The organism is Hyphomonas sp. (genome assembly GCF_013823385.1).
GTDB lineage: Bacteria > Pseudomonadota > Alphaproteobacteria > Caulobacterales > Hyphomonadaceae > Hyphomonas.
Map to the genome: position 1 here is coordinate 1 of NZ_PNMA01000035.1, position 14,583 is coordinate 14,583.

The 14,583-nt window shown below is 58.1% G+C and carries 17 protein-coding genes and 4 pseudogenes; 15 read left to right on the forward strand and 6 right to left on the reverse strand.

The genetic code is table 11. The features are described from left to right. Positions 1-550 precede the first annotated feature (550 nt). The gene (locus C0456_RS16525; RefSeq protein WP_291054359.1) at positions 551-778 is read left to right on the forward strand and encodes a hypothetical protein; all 228 of its coding nucleotides are present in this window, start codon (positions 551-553) and stop codon (positions 776-778) included. A 133-nt stretch (positions 779-911) separates the two neighbouring features. Here C0456_RS16525 and C0456_RS16530 read toward each other — a convergent pair whose 3' ends face one another. The 3 genes from C0456_RS16530 to C0456_RS16540 form a co-directional block, all read right to left on the reverse strand. Continuing rightward, entirely contained in the window at positions 912-1,607 is a 696-nt protein-coding gene (locus C0456_RS16530) for a copper resistance protein B (RefSeq protein ID WP_291054361.1), read from the reverse strand. Positions 1,608-1,628: 21 nt separating this feature from the next. Beyond that, positions 1,629-3,230, reverse strand: coding sequence for a copper resistance system multicopper oxidase (locus C0456_RS16535; protein ID WP_291054363.1), 1,602 nt, complete (start codon positions 3,228-3,230; stop codon positions 1,629-1,631). Between the two features lie 134 nt (positions 3,231-3,364). Next, positions 3,365-3,844 carry a hypothetical protein gene (locus C0456_RS16540; protein WP_291054365.1) on the reverse strand — a complete coding sequence of 160 codons (480 nt, stop codon included), beginning with the start codon at positions 3,842-3,844 and terminating at the stop codon, positions 3,365-3,367. A gap of 198 nt (positions 3,845-4,042) precedes the next feature. Here C0456_RS16540 and C0456_RS16545 point away from each other — a divergent pair, with 198 nt between their 5' ends. Genes C0456_RS16545 through C0456_RS16555 form a run of 3 tightly spaced genes read left to right on the forward strand, consistent with a single transcriptional unit; the run spans position 4,043 to position 5,383 of the window. Then, entirely contained in the window at positions 4,043-4,360 is a 318-nt protein-coding gene (locus C0456_RS16545; protein ID WP_291054367.1) for a hypothetical protein, read from the forward strand. An 8-nt stretch (positions 4,361-4,368) separates the two neighbouring features. Continuing rightward, complete coding sequence (locus tag C0456_RS16550; protein WP_291054369.1) at positions 4,369-4,803, forward strand: periplasmic heavy metal sensor; 435 nt, start codon at positions 4,369-4,371, stop codon at positions 4,801-4,803. Between the two features lie 10 nt (positions 4,804-4,813). Then, positions 4,814-5,383, forward strand: a complete 570-nt coding sequence (locus C0456_RS16555) for a sigma-70 family RNA polymerase sigma factor (protein ID WP_291054370.1) — start codon at positions 4,814-4,816, stop codon at positions 5,381-5,383. Here the strand turns inward: C0456_RS16555 and C0456_RS16560 are convergent. Continuing rightward, on the reverse strand, positions 5,380-6,288 hold the full coding sequence (locus tag C0456_RS16560; protein ID WP_291054372.1) for a DMT family transporter: 909 nt from the start codon (positions 6,286-6,288) through the stop codon (positions 5,380-5,382). The genes C0456_RS16555 and C0456_RS16560 overlap by 4 nt on opposite strands. A 125-nt stretch (positions 6,289-6,413) precedes the next feature. Here C0456_RS16560 and C0456_RS16565 point away from each other — a divergent pair, with 125 nt between their 5' ends. The 11 genes and pseudogenes from C0456_RS16565 to istA form a co-directional block, all read left to right on the forward strand. Next, the gene (locus C0456_RS16565) at positions 6,414-6,863 is read left to right on the forward strand and encodes a hypothetical protein (RefSeq protein ID WP_291054374.1); all 450 of its coding nucleotides are present in this window, start codon (positions 6,414-6,416) and stop codon (positions 6,861-6,863) included. 317 nt (positions 6,864-7,180) lie between these two features. Next, positions 7,181-7,535, forward strand: a pseudogene (locus C0456_RS16575) (DUF1153 domain-containing protein). Further along, positions 7,532-7,897 carry a hypothetical protein gene (locus tag C0456_RS16580; protein WP_291054380.1) on the forward strand — a complete coding sequence of 122 codons (366 nt, stop codon included), beginning with the start codon at positions 7,532-7,534 and terminating at the stop codon, positions 7,895-7,897. The pseudogene C0456_RS16575 and the gene C0456_RS16580 overlap by 4 nt, the downstream one beginning before the upstream one ends. Beyond that, positions 7,851-8,180 (forward strand): DDE-type integrase/transposase/recombinase, encoded by a 330-nt coding sequence (locus tag C0456_RS20965; protein WP_367179302.1) that lies wholly within the window; start codon positions 7,851-7,853, stop codon positions 8,178-8,180. Before C0456_RS16580 ends, C0456_RS20965 begins: the two co-directional genes overlap by 47 nt. 33 nt (positions 8,181-8,213) lie before the next feature. Continuing rightward, positions 8,214-8,390 carry an integrase core domain-containing protein gene (locus tag C0456_RS20970; RefSeq protein ID WP_367179299.1) on the forward strand — a complete coding sequence of 59 codons (177 nt, stop codon included), beginning with the start codon at positions 8,214-8,216 and terminating at the stop codon, positions 8,388-8,390. Between the two features lie 167 nt (positions 8,391-8,557). After that, the gene (locus C0456_RS16590; protein WP_291054448.1) at positions 8,558-8,815 is read left to right on the forward strand and encodes an ABC transporter permease; all 258 of its coding nucleotides are present in this window, start codon (positions 8,558-8,560) and stop codon (positions 8,813-8,815) included. A gap of 18 nt (positions 8,816-8,833) precedes the next feature. Then, positions 8,834-10,185, forward strand: a protein-coding gene (locus C0456_RS16595; protein ID WP_157532938.1) for an IS3 family transposase whose coding sequence is annotated in 2 segments (ribosomal slippage) — positions 8,834-9,170 and positions 9,170-10,185 — 1,353 coding nt in all. Because the reading frame shifts where the segments join, the coding sequence is not laid out codon by codon here. A gap of 71 nt (positions 10,186-10,256) precedes the next feature. Then, entirely contained in the window at positions 10,257-10,625 is a 369-nt protein-coding gene (locus C0456_RS16600; RefSeq protein WP_291054385.1) for an ABC transporter permease, read from the forward strand. A gap of 31 nt (positions 10,626-10,656) precedes the next feature. Further along, positions 10,657-11,346: a DUF6629 family protein gene (locus C0456_RS16605; protein WP_367179300.1), complete on the forward strand. Its 690-nt coding sequence runs from the start codon at positions 10,657-10,659 to the stop codon at positions 11,344-11,346. A 50-nt stretch (positions 11,347-11,396) separates the two neighbouring features. Then, positions 11,397-12,050 (forward strand): annotated as a pseudogene (locus C0456_RS16610) (IS3 family transposase); the annotation flags it as partial. A gap of 108 nt (positions 12,051-12,158) precedes the next feature. Continuing rightward, a pseudogene (gene istA / locus C0456_RS16615) lies at positions 12,159-13,274 on the forward strand (IS21 family transposase); the annotation flags it as partial. A gap of 4 nt (positions 13,275-13,278) precedes the next feature. Here the strand turns inward: istA and C0456_RS16620 are convergent. Together C0456_RS16620 and C0456_RS16625 are read right to left on the reverse strand one after the other, a co-directional pair. Next, positions 13,279-13,758: pseudogene (locus C0456_RS16620) on the reverse strand (adenylate kinase); the annotation flags it as partial. 239 nt (positions 13,759-13,997) lie between these two features. Then, complete coding sequence (locus C0456_RS16625) at positions 13,998-14,243, reverse strand: hypothetical protein (protein ID WP_291054391.1); 246 nt, start codon at positions 14,241-14,243, stop codon at positions 13,998-14,000. Positions 14,244-14,583: the final 340 nt, after the last annotated feature.

Here is a 14,583-nt window from a genome sequence, read left to right on the forward strand (position 1 = left end):
CCGCGGCGCGCTCGCCAAAGGGTAGAGCATACCGGCGGCGGTAGGAATGCCCGTCGGAAGCGCTTGTTGGCAAATGCCGAACTTGACAGAGAGATTCGGAAGAAAGCCGCCGCGGGAAAGTGGTAGAGTCCTCGCGCAAACGCGCCTTCATTGAGCATGTCGTCAGCGAGACCGGCGTATCTGAACGCCGGGCCTGCCGTCTGTTGAAGCAGTATCGTTCGACCCGGCGCCGCAAGCCCTGACGCGCGAAGGATCAGGAGGCGCTGCTCCGTGTCATCCCCGAGCCGACAACCCGCAATGGCGGCCAGGGCTACAAGCGGATCAACGGGCCATTGCGAGCCGACGGATGGCGCGTGAACGGCAAGCGTGTGACGCGCATCTGGCACCGCGAGGATCTGAAAGTTCTGTGATAGCATGCGCCCCCGAATCCAGGCGCTGCCCTCTGTGGTCAGTCGGCCTGACGAGCGATGGTCAACGGATCTTGCCCGCCTCTCCGCGAGCTTCTGCCGTGGAACTGGAAACAAGCCCAGGATGTACAGGAGGTAGGTGAATGCAGCTGAACAAGATCTCGGCAATCTGGACGCTTGCCCATGTCGCCGCCGAACTGGGCGAAGATGAAGACTGGTTGCTCGACATCATCGGCGAAATGGAAACCGAAGATGGTGTCATCCGGGTCTATGGTCCGCCGCTCAGCGAAGACGGAACCATTGCGTTCTCTGCGTTCGGTGTCGAAAACCTCAGAAGCCGTATCGACATCCACAAAGCCAATCGGAGCTGACCGCGTCCCTGGCCGGATGCTTACCAATCAACAGCGGCTCAGCGAAATCTTCCGCTGAGCCGTAAAGTCTTTGGTTGTGCTGATGCAGCCCCGGTAAGATGGCGCTGAGCGCAAGGGTCAAATCGCGACGTTGTTAGAACATGGTCCGCAAACCGATCTTGAACAGGGTCTCATCAGCATCTCCGGTTTCCATTTGCTGAAAATCTGCGGTATCCCCATAGGCTTCCTTGTAAGCAAGCGCGACATATGGCGCGAACCCGCGGGTGAATTCATAGCGCAGTTGCGCGCTATACTCAGCCGTCGATAGTCCGGAGCCAATCTGACGGGACGGATCGTCTTCGGCGTAGAAGTCCAGCGCGATACCGGGTTCGAGGATCAGGCGTTGAGTGAACAGAAGCTCGCCGGTCGCTTCAAACCGGGCGCTAAGGTCGCCGCTGGAAGAAACAAAGGCTGCTGCATCTACTTCAAAGAAATAGGGCGCAAGGCCCTGCAGCCCGATGACGCCATAGGATTCGCCTTTGGGTTCAAGATCGTATCGCACACCAAACTGGGCGTCCCAAAACTTTGAAATGTAGCGAGAATACAGCGCTTGCACTTCAGCATCCTCGAAGTCGCCATCGGCAAACTCGCCCTCAGTTTTCCACCAGAAGCGATTATAGTCTCCGCCAACCCAACCTTGGGCATCCCATTCGCCGACTGCTTCATCGTCAATCTTGGTGATATCGGCTTCGATGAGCGTGTAGTTGTAGATCGGGTCGCCTTCGGCAGCGAGGACGGGCAGGGCGGTCGCCATAGCGAGCGCACCTGCAAGCAGGATTCTAGGTTTCATCTATCTTATCCTTGTAGGTGTTTATTGCTGGACGCCGCCGATGACGTCGACTTGTCGAAACATGCCCGTCGCTGCGTGTTGGAGAATGTGGCAGTGGAACGCCCAGGACCCCGTTGCATCAACGGTTACATCTGCTGAGATGGTCTCACCTGGGCCGATTGTGATTGTGTGCTTGCGAGGCGCCATGTCGCCCTCGCCATTCACCAGATCCATCCATAAACCATGCAGGTGCATTGGGTGCTCCATCATGGTTTCGTTCTTGAAAGTAATGCGGACACGCTCACCGTAACTGAATTCTAGCGGGCCGGCATCGCCAAACTTCACATCATTGATCGACCAGAAATACCGTTCCATGTTGCCTGTGAGGCGCAGCTCGACCTCGCGGTCCGGAGCCCGCCGGTCTGAATATGGAGAGAGCGCGCGAAGATCGGCGTAGGACAGTACTTTCGGTCCGTGGTCCATCTTGGACATGTCGTCATGTCCGGCATGAGCATCTGTGCTCATTTCATCGGCCATACCGCTCATGTTGACCGCGTTGCCTTCAGCCATCGCGCCGTGGTCGCTATGGCCGTCGCCCATCGCCGCCATTGTCAGCTCGGGTCGAGGGCCGAGTTTCGGGATTTCAGCTGCTGCGCCAGGGATTTCGCTCAACGTACCGCGGGCATAGCCTGACCGGTCCTTTGCGGCGGCGAAGATCGTGTAGGATTGGCCGGCTTCGGGCTCTACGATGACATCGAAGGTTTCGGCGATTGCAATGGGGAATTCATCAACAGCGACGGGCTCGATGTTCTGACCATCGGCCTGGACGACGGTCATTTTGAGGCCTGGAATCTTGACGTCGAAATAGGTCATGGCAGCAGCGTTGATGAACCGTAGCCGGACTTTCTCGCCGGGTTCGAAAAGACCGCTCCAGTTGTCTTCGGGCGTTTCACCGTTCACCAGAAATGAGTAGCCGGATATATCGACTATATCCGTCGGATCCATGCGCATCCGGCCCCAAGCCAAGCGTTCCTCAATGACGTCTGTTTTTTCGTCGCCCTCGGCATTTGTCCAATCACGCCAGAGGTCGAAAACGGTGCGCCGATTGTAATTATAATAGTTCGAACGCTTCTTGAGATTGGCCAGCGCCTTGTATGGGCTCTCGTTCAGCCAGTCGGCGAGAATGATGACATGCTCGCGATCATATTCGAACGGGTCCGCCTCTGCCGGTTCGATTATGATTGGCGCAAAGACGCCCTCCTGTTCCTGCAGCGCGGAGTGTCCGTGATACCAGTAGGTGCCGGACTGGTTGGCGGTAAAATTGTAGGTGTAGGTTTCGCCAGGCGCGATGCCGTCAAAACTAATACCCGGGACGCCATCCATATCGGCCTGGAGAATAATGCCGTGCCAGTGAAGGGAAGTGTCGACATCCAGTGTGTTGGTGACATTGATGGTGACGTCTTCGCCTTCACGTAGACGCAGCAAGGGGCCGGGGCTCGTCCCGTTGATGCTGATCCCTTTTAGGGTCTTGCCATCAACGGTGCGTTCGAACTGGTCGATCTCCAGATTATAGACATCTGCTAAGGCGGCAGGCGCGATCAAAGCGCTTGTCGCGATGAGCAGTCCGGCGAGTTTGGAACGCATGATGTTCTCCTTCTGGCGTTGGACGCCTTTAGAATTGGGAGGGGGGAGCGGCGCCCTTGTCGGATAGTTACGCGGCCTGGCCATACATCCCTTGTGCTCCCTTGGGGTATAAGGCGCGACACTTTTGCGAGCCGTCACCAACGCATCGCGCTTTTTAGCCAGGCAAAGGTTAGGCTGGGGAGGATCAGCCACTGCAGGAGCGGCGAAACCCCGGTCTCGAGCGGCCCGATTGTGGGCATGGTTTCGCGGTAAGCCCAGCTTTCGCGGACCGAGATATTCAGCCATTCGCTGAACACCGTGTAGGCCAATCCAAACAGAACGCTCAGACCTGCAACGCGCCAATAGTGTGTGTTTGGCCATCCGCCGCGGCTGGTGATGAGCCAGGCGATCGACACCGAGAATGCGGCGATTAAGACATCGCCAAGGGTGCAGTGTGCGATCGCGAACGCGATCTCGGACCGCGTCCCATCAATCCAGATCGTGTAAAGCGGCGCGTGGGCGATTTCCCAAACCAGATTAGAGACTGCGATAATCAGAGTGTAGGCGAACAGGAACTGCACCAATCGCCGGTTCGGAGCGGCGGGGGTCGTCAGCCTATCCATTTCTTGCGTCATTGGCGTCTCTTGCGAAAGTGCGACGAGTGCCAATCTCTACGTGACCACAGCTGCAATCCCTCACATGTGGTTCGCCATTATCAGGTGCGCGATCGATGCATATTGACTTTAATCGATGTTTTTGAGGGCGCGCGTCTGCCGCTGCGTAGAAAGCAATACGTAGACCTCCCTATTTTTGCTTTTCAAAAGGAGAGTGCCATGAAAAATGACATAGACGCGCTCATTCACGATCTTAAGTCCGAGCCGCTTGATCGCGACCTGCAAAATCTCGAAGCCGAGGTGTGGGAGCGGATTGATGAGGGTAGATCAATAGGACTTAATACGTCGACCGGCGCAGTGGCCGCGGTTGGACGCTTTTTTGCGACACCTGCGATGAGCCGAACCGCAGCTGTTGCGTTGGCTGTTGCGATCGGCTTTGTGGTCGGATTGTTCGGCGCGCCGAGCCCGTCCTATTCGAGCGGCCTTTCTGTCTTCTCGATTGATGCCCCATATGCGCCTTCGAGACTTCTGAGGTAAGATGAACAATGAAACTTGAACACTGGATCGTCGTGGTCTTCCTGGCACTGTGCGCGGGCATGACCGGCGTATTTGTCGCTGGAAGCTGGTCTGCGACACATCCGGTCGAAACCCCTTCTAGTCTGCATGAGCTAGTCCATCACGATTTGGATCTGTCAGCCGAACAGGAAGCGGAACTCGAACTCATAGAACGCCGCTTCGCTGCTAGAAAGGTTGAATTGGGACAGAATCTTCGTACGGCCAATCTCGCGCTCGCTAAAGCGATGGATGCCGATAAATCCTATTCGCCGACAGTTCAGGCGGCGATTGGTGAAATCCATACAGCCATGGGGGAGCTGCAAAAAGTCACTATCGAGCATGTATTTGAGATGCGTGAGATCCTTACCGAGGAACAAGCAATCGTCTTTGACGCTGAAGTTGTTCGAGCACTGACGGAGCTTTAGAGATACACAAGTGCGCGACACGGAGCGAACAGATGCAGAGCTTGCTGTAGCCGCAGCGGGGGGCGAGGAACGCGCTTTCACCGAGCTTATGCGCCGTTACAAAGAACCGCTCTATCGCTATGTTCACCGCTCGATGCGAGGCAATGAAGATGCTTATGATGTGCTGCAGGATGCCTTTGCCGCAGCTTGGCGTTCGATTGATCGCTATGATCCGTCGCGAAAATTCTCGACCTGGATCTACCACATTGCGCTAAATAAAATCCGTGATCACGGTCGCAAACGCGCCGTGCGAAGCTTTTTCTTTCAAGCCGCACCGCTTGAGAGCCCGGATCGACCTGACATTGCTGACCATTCGCAGAACGTTCAAGATGATTATGAACACCGCGATGAGCTCAACCGCGTTTCCAAACTGGTCGACGATCTGCCAGAAAAACTGAGGCGAGCCTTTGCGCTGCAGGTCCTTCAGGACATGCCTCAAAGCGAAGTGGCCGAGATTTTGGGCGTGAGCATCAAGGCTGTGGAGACAAGGGTCTACCGCGCCCGGAAAGTCTTGCAGGAGCAGATGGATAAGCTCGGCTAAATCCCTTTTTCAGAAGGCGCGGCGGATAAGGGATCGGCTTTCGGGCGTGATGCGAGATAGACTCCGATGGCGGCGAGCGCGCCGCCGCCCATGACATTGAGGGTCAGGGGTTCGGAGAAGAACAGCGCACCTACCGAGATGCCAATGATCGGAACAAGGAAACTGAAGGCCGCCGCTTTGGAGACGTCCAGCGTCTGGAGAGTCACTTGCCACAACCAATAGGCGAGCGCCGTGCCGGGCAAAGCAAGACCAAGAAGCGAGATGACAAATTGCGGCGACCAATCGATGGTTTCTGGGGATTCTGTCGCGAGGGCCAAAACCGAAAGCGGGATCGCTCCGATCAAAAGCTGGAGTCCCATCGCCATCGCAGGGTCGACGCGCGTTGACAGCGACTTAATCGCGATATTGCCGACAGCGACGCCGCTGGTTGCCATAATGACAAGAACCTGGCCGAAGGCCGTTGATCCCCCGCCTGCGGCCAACACGCGCGGCATCGCGATGAGCGCCACGCCACCGACGCCGAGGCAAAGCCCGTACCAGCCAACCGGACCAAGACGTTCGCGCAGAAATATAACCGCGAGCAAGGCAGCGATCAGCGGCTGGAGGCTTTCTATCACTGTGGCGAGGCCGGGCGAAACAAACTCGGCAGCGTGAAACATGCCGAAGTAGCCAATGCCTGTCATCCCTAGGCCCGCCAGCGTGATCCAGCCCCATACGATCCAACCGGCCGGCCACGCGGTTCGGCGGAGTCTGGCCACGCCCATCAACACTGCGCCGGCCAGAATAGCCCGCAGCGCTGCGAAGGTGAGGTGCGGTGCAAAATCGAGCCCCAGGGTGATGAGCGGATAGCAGGAGGCCCATAGGACCATCACGATGGCTGCGAGAATGCGGGGGCTGACAAACAAACCAGGGCTCCGGTGAAGCAATTGCGAGACTGGAGCCGATTCTGAGGGCGCCGCCTGAGTGCTGCGTAATACGTTGCAACGACCCAAAACCCTTGGGTGCTAAAACAGATAAAAGGATACCCCTGATGAAACCGATTTGGATTGCCGCCGCAGCTCTCTTCGCGCTTTCGCCAATGGCGTTGGCTCAAGACAACCACGAGACGCATGATCACAGCGAGCCCCCGGCTGCTGAAACAACAACAGACGCTGGCGACGCCAAGACCTGCATTGCTGGCCATGAAGGTATGGAAGGCTGCATGGAGAACATGGAAGGCAAAATGGCTGACAGCCCTATGATGGGCCATGGCGGTGATCATATGATGAGCGGCGATAACGTCATGATCGGTGAAGGCGGTATGGCGATGGACGAGCATAACATGATGGAGCATGGCGCAGACGGCCACCAGATGTATGACGCATCCGCTGACCACGCGATGTCTGCTGAAGACTGTCAGGCCAAGCATGAAGCAATGGGCCATGATCCAGCTGAGCACTGCCCGATGATGACGAACGAAGAAGAGGCTGCCACAGAGTAAGGCGTGTTCCGACGCCTTGGTCCATGGCCTTCGCGATGCGCCCCCCCCTCAAAGCCTGCGAAGGCCGGGACCAAAAATGTTCGCCAAGGCAAACAATGAAGCAGACCGGGGTTTCGCCCCACCCCTCTCGCTCGATCTCGCTCTGACCTTGCCGCGCCCCATTCGTCCCCTCGGACGCGCCAAGCGAACCGGTTCACGCTATGATCTTGCCGATGATCATCTCCGCAGTCACCTTCTTGCTATCCGGCGTGTTTAATTACGCGATCGTGTATCGACCCAGCGAAAAACTGCGCAAGCCATAAGGAGTAAAATTGGCTATGAGTGTGAGCATGGACGACGAGATCAAACGCTGGACAGCGAAGCGTAGTGAGGTCGGCTGCGCCGCCGGTTCGATCAGCCTGGCCGAACGCGCTGGTGATGGACATCATCCAGGGCAAGACAACGGTTGCTGAAGCGAGCCGTGCATTCGACCTGGCTCATTCAGAGATCGAAGGCTGGGTTGAGGATGCGAAGAAAGGCATGGAGAACGCGCTGCGCGCCAATCCGCTCGACATCCGCGAACAATACGAGCGCCAGCTCAAGGACCTCCAGGATGCCTATGGAGAGGCGATGCTGGAACTGCGGACGCGAAAAAAGTACCAGGCCCTGCTGGATGGGAAGGACGACACATGATCCGCACCATCCAGAAGGGCCTGCTTGCGGATGGGTTCAGGGTATCGATTGCGAAGCTCTGCAGCGGGTTCGACGTGCCGAGGTGGACCTTCTACTACAAGCCCCTGAAGTCGGCGCACAAGGTCGACGCCCGCTTCGAGACGCCGATCAAGGATCTGATCGAGAAAGAACCGTCCTTTGGTTATCGGACGGTCGCCTGGCTGCCCGGGTTCAACAGTGAGCCCCGCGCCGCCAATGGTTCAAGGCGCAGGGGCGAACACGGTGCAGCGGATCTTCCAGATCAAGGGCTGGCAGGTCCGCAAGCGACCGATCGGCATGCGCCCCCGAATCCAGGCGCTGCCCTCTGTGGTCAGTCGGCCTGACGAGCGATGGTCAACGGATCTTGCCCGCCTCTGGGCAGGACGCGACCAGTGGGCGTCCCTCGCGCTCGTGATGGACTGCCACACCCGCGAACTGCTTGGCTGGCACCTGTCCAGGTCAGGCAAGGCAACGACCGCCAGCAGCGCACGTGAGCAGGCGCTTATCACCCGGTTCGGGACCCTCGGCCGAGTCCGCGAGCCTTTCCTCCTCCGGAGTGACAACGGGCTGGTTTTTACCAGCAGGTCCTTCACCAAGCTCGTCAGAATCTATGGACTTCGCCAGTAGTTCATCACCCCGTACTGCCCACAACAGAACGGCATGATCGGGCGCGTCATCCGTTCCCTGAAGGACCAGCATATCCACCGGCACCGTTTCGAAAACCTCCAGCACGCCTCGCGCGTCGTCGGAGACTGGATCAGCTTCTACAACAACCGACAGCCACATCAGGCCCTCGGCATGAAAACACCCGCTGAGGCATTCGCGTTAGCGGTCTAAACTGAGCAGAATCCGCTGGGTCGATACAATTGTCTCATGAACCATTCATCACCTGAGCGCGGCCTATGATCATCGTGGCCGCAAATTGGTCACAGCGCTTTGCGTCTCAGAGATTGCGCACCTTGCCGCGGCCACTCTTTGCGCCCTCGCCTTCGGGTTAAACCGCGATCGTTGGATTTATGGTGTCAGCCTTGTCGATTGCGCGCGAACGCGAGCTCGGGACATTCGAGCAGCTGCTCGTCTCGCCACTCCAGCCAATAGAAATTTTAATCGGAAAGGCGGCGCCTGCCTTGATCATAGCGCTCGCGAGCGCCACGGCGATGCTGATCCTTGGTTGGCTGGTTCTGGACGTGCCCCTGTTCCCCGTCAGCGACTGTGAGACAGATCGGCGAAATTGCTTAAGGAGGATTTCTGGCTCATCGTAACTGATACGAGGAGTGAAGATGAGACAGAAATCCGGGCCGCAGGAGAGTTCGGCCGAGAAGCATGTGCAAGCGATCAAGCGTCAGACCCGGCGGAAGTTTTCAGCCGAGGAGAAGATCCGGATTGTCCTTGAAGGCCTACGCGGCGAGTACTCGATTGCCGAGCTTTGCCGGCGTGAGGGGATTGCGCAGGGGCTGTATTACACCTGGTCGAAGGAGTTTCTCGAAGCCGGCAAGAAGCGGCTGTCGGGTGACACTGAGCGGCAGGCGACATCTGGCGAAGTGACGGGCCTGAAGCGTGAGATGCGCGACCTGAAGGAGGTTGTGGCGGACCTGACGCTGGAAAACCGCATACTCAAAAAAAGCGTGATCGGGGATGGGGATGCCCAAGAATGAGGTACCGTGCATCCGAAAAGCTTGAAATCATCCGGCTGGTCGAGAACTCGCACCAGCCGGTGAAGAAGACGCTCGACCAGATCGGCGTGTCGCGGCCGACCTTCTATCGCTGGTACGATCTGTATCGACGGTTTGGCGATGCGGGACTGGAAGACCGGCGCGGCGGGTCCGGCCGCGTCTGGAACCGCATCCCAAAAGCCGTGCGCGATCAGGTTCTGGAAATGGCCCTCGACCAGCCGGAACTCTCGCCCCGGGAGTTGGCGGTGACGTTCACGGACGAGAAGCGTTACTTCGTCTCGGAAGCCAGTGTTTACAGGCTTCTGAAGGCACATGACCTGATCACTAGCCCGGCCTTCATCGTGATGAAAGCTGCCAGTGAGTTCCGCGACAAGACCACGGCGCCCAACCAGCTCTGGCAGACGGACTTCACCTATCTGAAGGTCATCGGCTGGGGCTGGTTCTACCTTTCCACGGTGCTCGATGACTTTTCGCGGTACATCATCGCCTGGAAGCTTTGTGCCGGCATGGCGACGAGTGATGTGCAGGACACGCTCAACCTGGCGCTCCAAGCTTCTGGGCTCGGTACCGCCAACGTCGTTCACCGCCCGCGCCTATTATCCGACAACGGACCATCCTACATATCTGGTGATCTGGCAGACTACCTTGCCGACAAGGGCATGAAGCACACGCGCGGCGCGCCATATCACCCTCAGACGCAGGGAAAGATCGAACGCTGGCATCAAACCTTGAAGAACCGCATCCTGCTGGAAAACTACTTCCTGCCCGGAGACCTTGAAGCGCAGATCGACGCGTTCGTTGGCCACTACAACCATCAGCGCTATCACGAGAGCCTGAAAAACCTGACCCCCGCCGATGTCTACACCGGCCGCGGGCAAACGATCCTGCTCGAACGTGAGAAAATCAAAAGGAGGACGATGAAACTCAGGCGCTTGCAGCACGCCCAATCCGCTGCTTAACTCAAACCCAGATGCGCCAGACCCTCCTTAAGTCAGGCAGCCTTCTGTCTCAAAATACATGACGACGGACAGTGCCCCTACGTGGGTCGCTACTTCTGCTGTATGCCAGCATGATAGTCTATCTCGCCGCGATCGTTGGCATTGGCTTATTTATCTCTTCGCTGGCGGCGACGCAGCAACAGGCGATCATCGGTCTGTTCATTTACATGATGCCTGCTGTCTTACTGTCAGGGTATGCGACCCCGGTCGCTAATATGCCGGACTGGCTGCAGACTTTGAGTGAAACCAATCCAATCATGCACTTCACCACCATCAGCAAGGCTGTCTATATGAAGGATGCGCCAGCAGAACTCTTCATTCGCCACACTTGGCCCATGGCGGTCATTGCCATCGTCACCCTTGCCGCAGGCGCCTGGCTGTTCCGCAGGCGCGTGTCCTGAGCCACAAAAAGTCAATCGTAGGGGCCACCATATGTGTTTGTCAGCAGAAATTAGTTTCATCGCCGCCGCTGGGCTCATTCCGGCAGGGGCGCTCAGCATGCGCCAAGCCTGGCGCGGCGACTGGCGCTATCTGCCACTGGCCACCCTGCCGCTATTATTCGGATTTCAACAGTTCGCCGAAGGGATTGTCTGGGTTGCAGGTGCCGGACAGAATACCGAACTGATTGCAAGTGCTTCACTTGTCTACATGTTCTTTTCCTGGCTCGCCTGGCCTGTCTGGATTCCGGTCTCGACTTTCGCTCTCGAACCGGCCAAGCGAAAGCCTTACTTTCTCGTATTTGTGATTGTTGGCGCAATGCTAGGCGCCCTGCAATACGTGCCTTACTTCGCCCATACAGGCTGGCTCAACACCCGCTTCCTGTCGCATGTGATCATCTATGAGGGCACCGAGCTATTGGACTTTGTCGGTCGCCGGGAAATCACATACGCGATCTATATCTCGGTCGTCATTCTGCCGCTCCTGTTATCATCGGTGCGCGGCGTCCGCATTTTTGGCCTGCTGGCGCTCGGCGTGCTTATCACGACCTATACTTTCTTTGCATACGCCTATGTCTCAGTCTTTTGTTTCGGTGGTGCTTTGATGTCGACCTATCTGGTTTGGATGATGTTCAAAGGTGATGGCGCGGAGAGGTGGCTCAAGAATCTTGAACAGCGAGGTTAGGTGAGATTTCTGCCTGCAGATCGGCATTTTGCCGAGCACAGGAGACGACCATGCCCAGACGACCCCGCCGGAATCACCGCCCGGTTTTCAAAGCCAAGGTGGCGCTCGCTGCCGTCCACGGTGAACAGACCCTCGCCGAATTTGCGCAGCTGTTTGACGTTCATCTCGACCAGATCAAGCAGTGGAAAAACCCGCTTCTGGAAGGGGCGACAGGTGTCTTCGGCGACCCACCGAAAGAAGAGGCCCCGGCCGTCGATCTGAAGGAGCTGCATGCCAAGATCGGCCAGCTGGCATTAGAGAATGATTTTTTGTCCGGAGCGCTCGGGAGTGAGCGGTGACTGCCATGGGTCCGAAGGAACCGCGAACGGACTGTTGCCGGACGCAAAGAAATGATCGATCGGAAGCACAAACTGTCCGTCGGGCGCCAGGCGGCGCTGCTCAGCATCAGCCGGGGCAGCGTCTACTATCTTCCTCGCGAAGTGCCCGAGGCGGACCTGGCGCTGATGCTGCGGATCGACCAACTGCATCTCGACTATCCATTTGCCGGGAGCCGGATGTTGCGGGACCTGCTGGCTGGAGAAGGCTTGCACGTCGGCCGACTGCATGTCTCGACACTGATGAAGCGGATGGGCATCGAGGCGCTCTACCGTAAGCCCAGCACGTCGAAACCTGAGCCCGGCCACAAGGTCTATCCCTGCCTGTTGATTGCCGTTGAGAATTGACCCTGGGAGGGCAGAAATTTCCACTGAGAAATGACCCATGTTTGAACCGGTCCCGAGCTTTGGCGAGCGGGGGACCATGGAGTGTTGGACATGGCATTATTGAGCGTTATCCGGCGGTGGTATCACCGCAACCAGATGTCGATCCGGGAGATTTCCCGGCGGACGGGCCTTTCAAGAAACACGCTGCGCAAGTACCTGCGATCCGAGGTGGTCGAGCCGCGTTTCAGGACGCCGGACCGGCCGAGCAAGCTGGATCCTTATGCGGACAGGCTGTCGGCGTGGCTGCGGCGGGAGATGACACGGCCGCGCAAGCAGAAGCGCACGATCAAGCAGCTGCATGCCGATCTGGTGAGCCTTGGGTATGACGGCTCGTATGGCCGTGTGGCGGCGTTTGCACGGGCCTGGCAAGACGATTACCGTATCCAGCAGCAGACGAGCGGACGCGGCACTTTTGTGCCGCTCTCGTTTGCGCCGGGCGAGGCGTTCCAGTTCGACTGGAGTGAGGATTGGGCGATCATTGACGGTGTTCGTACCAAGCTTCAGGTCGCGCACTTCAAGCTCAGTTATAGCCGTGCGTTCTTCGTACGCGCTTATATCCTTCAGACGCATGAGATGCTGTTCGACGCGCACAATCATGCGTTCCGTGTGCGGGGCGGTGTGCCGCGGCGCGGCATCTACGACAACATGCGCACGGCGATCGACAAGGTCGGGCGCGGCAAGGCCCGGACGGTCAACGCGCGGTTTGCGACGATGGTCAGCCATTACATGTTCGAGGCCGAGTTCTGCAATCCGGCGGCCGGTTGGGAAAAAGGCCAAGTCGAGAAGAACGTTCAGGATGCGCGCCGTCGTCTATGGCAGCCTATACCGCATGCGGAAAGTCTGGACGCCCTGAACCTCGGGCTTGAGCAGCGATGCCGGGCGCTATGGCAGGACATCCCGCATGGCACCCAGCCCGGTTCTGTTGCTGACGCCTGGGCTGATGAAGCGGGCAGCCTGATGCCGGCGGGCCGGCCGTTCGATGGCTTCGTTGAATATGGCAAGCGGGTCTCTCCCACCTGCCTCGTGCATCTGGAACGCAATCGCTACAGTGTGCCGGCGTCGTTCGCCAATCGTCCTGTGAGCCTGCGGGTCTATCCGGATCACTTCCTCGTCGTCGCCGAAGGCCAGGTCGTGTGCGAGCACAGGCGCGTCATCGAGCGATCTCACGATGTGGCGCGGTCTTGCGCCGGTACTCGTCGAGACGTCTGGCGAAGGTCTCCCGATTGTCATCGCTACGAACCGTGCCGCCAGCGGCCAGCGTATCGGCGACGCGCTTTTCCATTCGCTCGATGAGTGCCGCCTGATCGACTTTCAGTTCGATCACCGCATCCAGCTTGACACCCTTTTGCTCCAGCATCGCCGTCAGGACCTCCGCCTGCGCGACCGTCCGGGGAAAGCCGTCCAGAATGAAACCCCTGCGGCAATCCTCTTGATCAATCCGATCAGATACCATGTGGTTGACCACATCGTCGGGTACGAGTTCGCCGCGATCCATGATCGCCTTGACCTCGCGCCCGATTTCCGTGCCGGTGGCCACGGCCACGCGCAGCATCTCGCCTGTGGAAAGCTGAGGAATGGAATAGCGTTCGACCAGGCGCTGCGCCTGCGTTCCCTTTCCTGCTCCCGGCGGTCCGAGAATGATAAGCCTCATTGTCTTTTCTTACCCCTCGGATATTCGATTTCCCGACCAACCCTTCGGACAAGGTGTTTTGTTAAGTCGGCGAGGTTACCAATCTCCCTTGCGTGCAAAACGCAACTCTTAAATGGCCATGGGCACCAAGATTTCGAATTTTGTTCCAGCTCTCGGTCGTGTGACATGCACGATCGAGAGCGCAGCATTCGCTGCAAGACGACGACGATCGCAGCCGATCCGACAAACCTTACGGCCTGTCAGTTGTTCTCCGAACTGGTCCCAGCAGGCGCTGGCTGCGAGAGAATCTGGCGGCACCGGTCATGGCTGAGGTTCATCGCGTTGCGGCCCTGGCCCTTCATTTCGCCGTGGTCGTGCCGGTTCGCCACGCCCATGTCACGCTCCATTTCCTGACAGGACGCATATTGTGCCGGGGTCGCTTGCGTCGTGGCGCACGCCCCCAGCAGTAGCATTGATCCCGCCGCCGCTATTATTCCCAGCTTCATGATCGTCCCTTTCCGCAGTAAACGCGTCTCGTCACCCCACGCGATTCTTCCGCGCTTCTTTAATTATTTTCGCTTCGGGACTTGGCCCTGCGCAGACGGATCATAGACGCGCGAGAAGGCCGGTCTTTAACCGGGATCAATTCTCGACCGACAAAAAATCCGCCGAGCGCGTTCGCGAAGGCAAACAGCACCAACAGCAGGGCGCGTCCGGTTAGTCAGGGGGTGTCGGCCAATGGAACGCCAAACGGGGTGAGCGGCATGCGCAATGGATTCGGATCGGTAAAGCCCAAGCCGATAATGCCGACGAAGAGCGCGGAGACGGTTACCAAGGCGAAGCCGC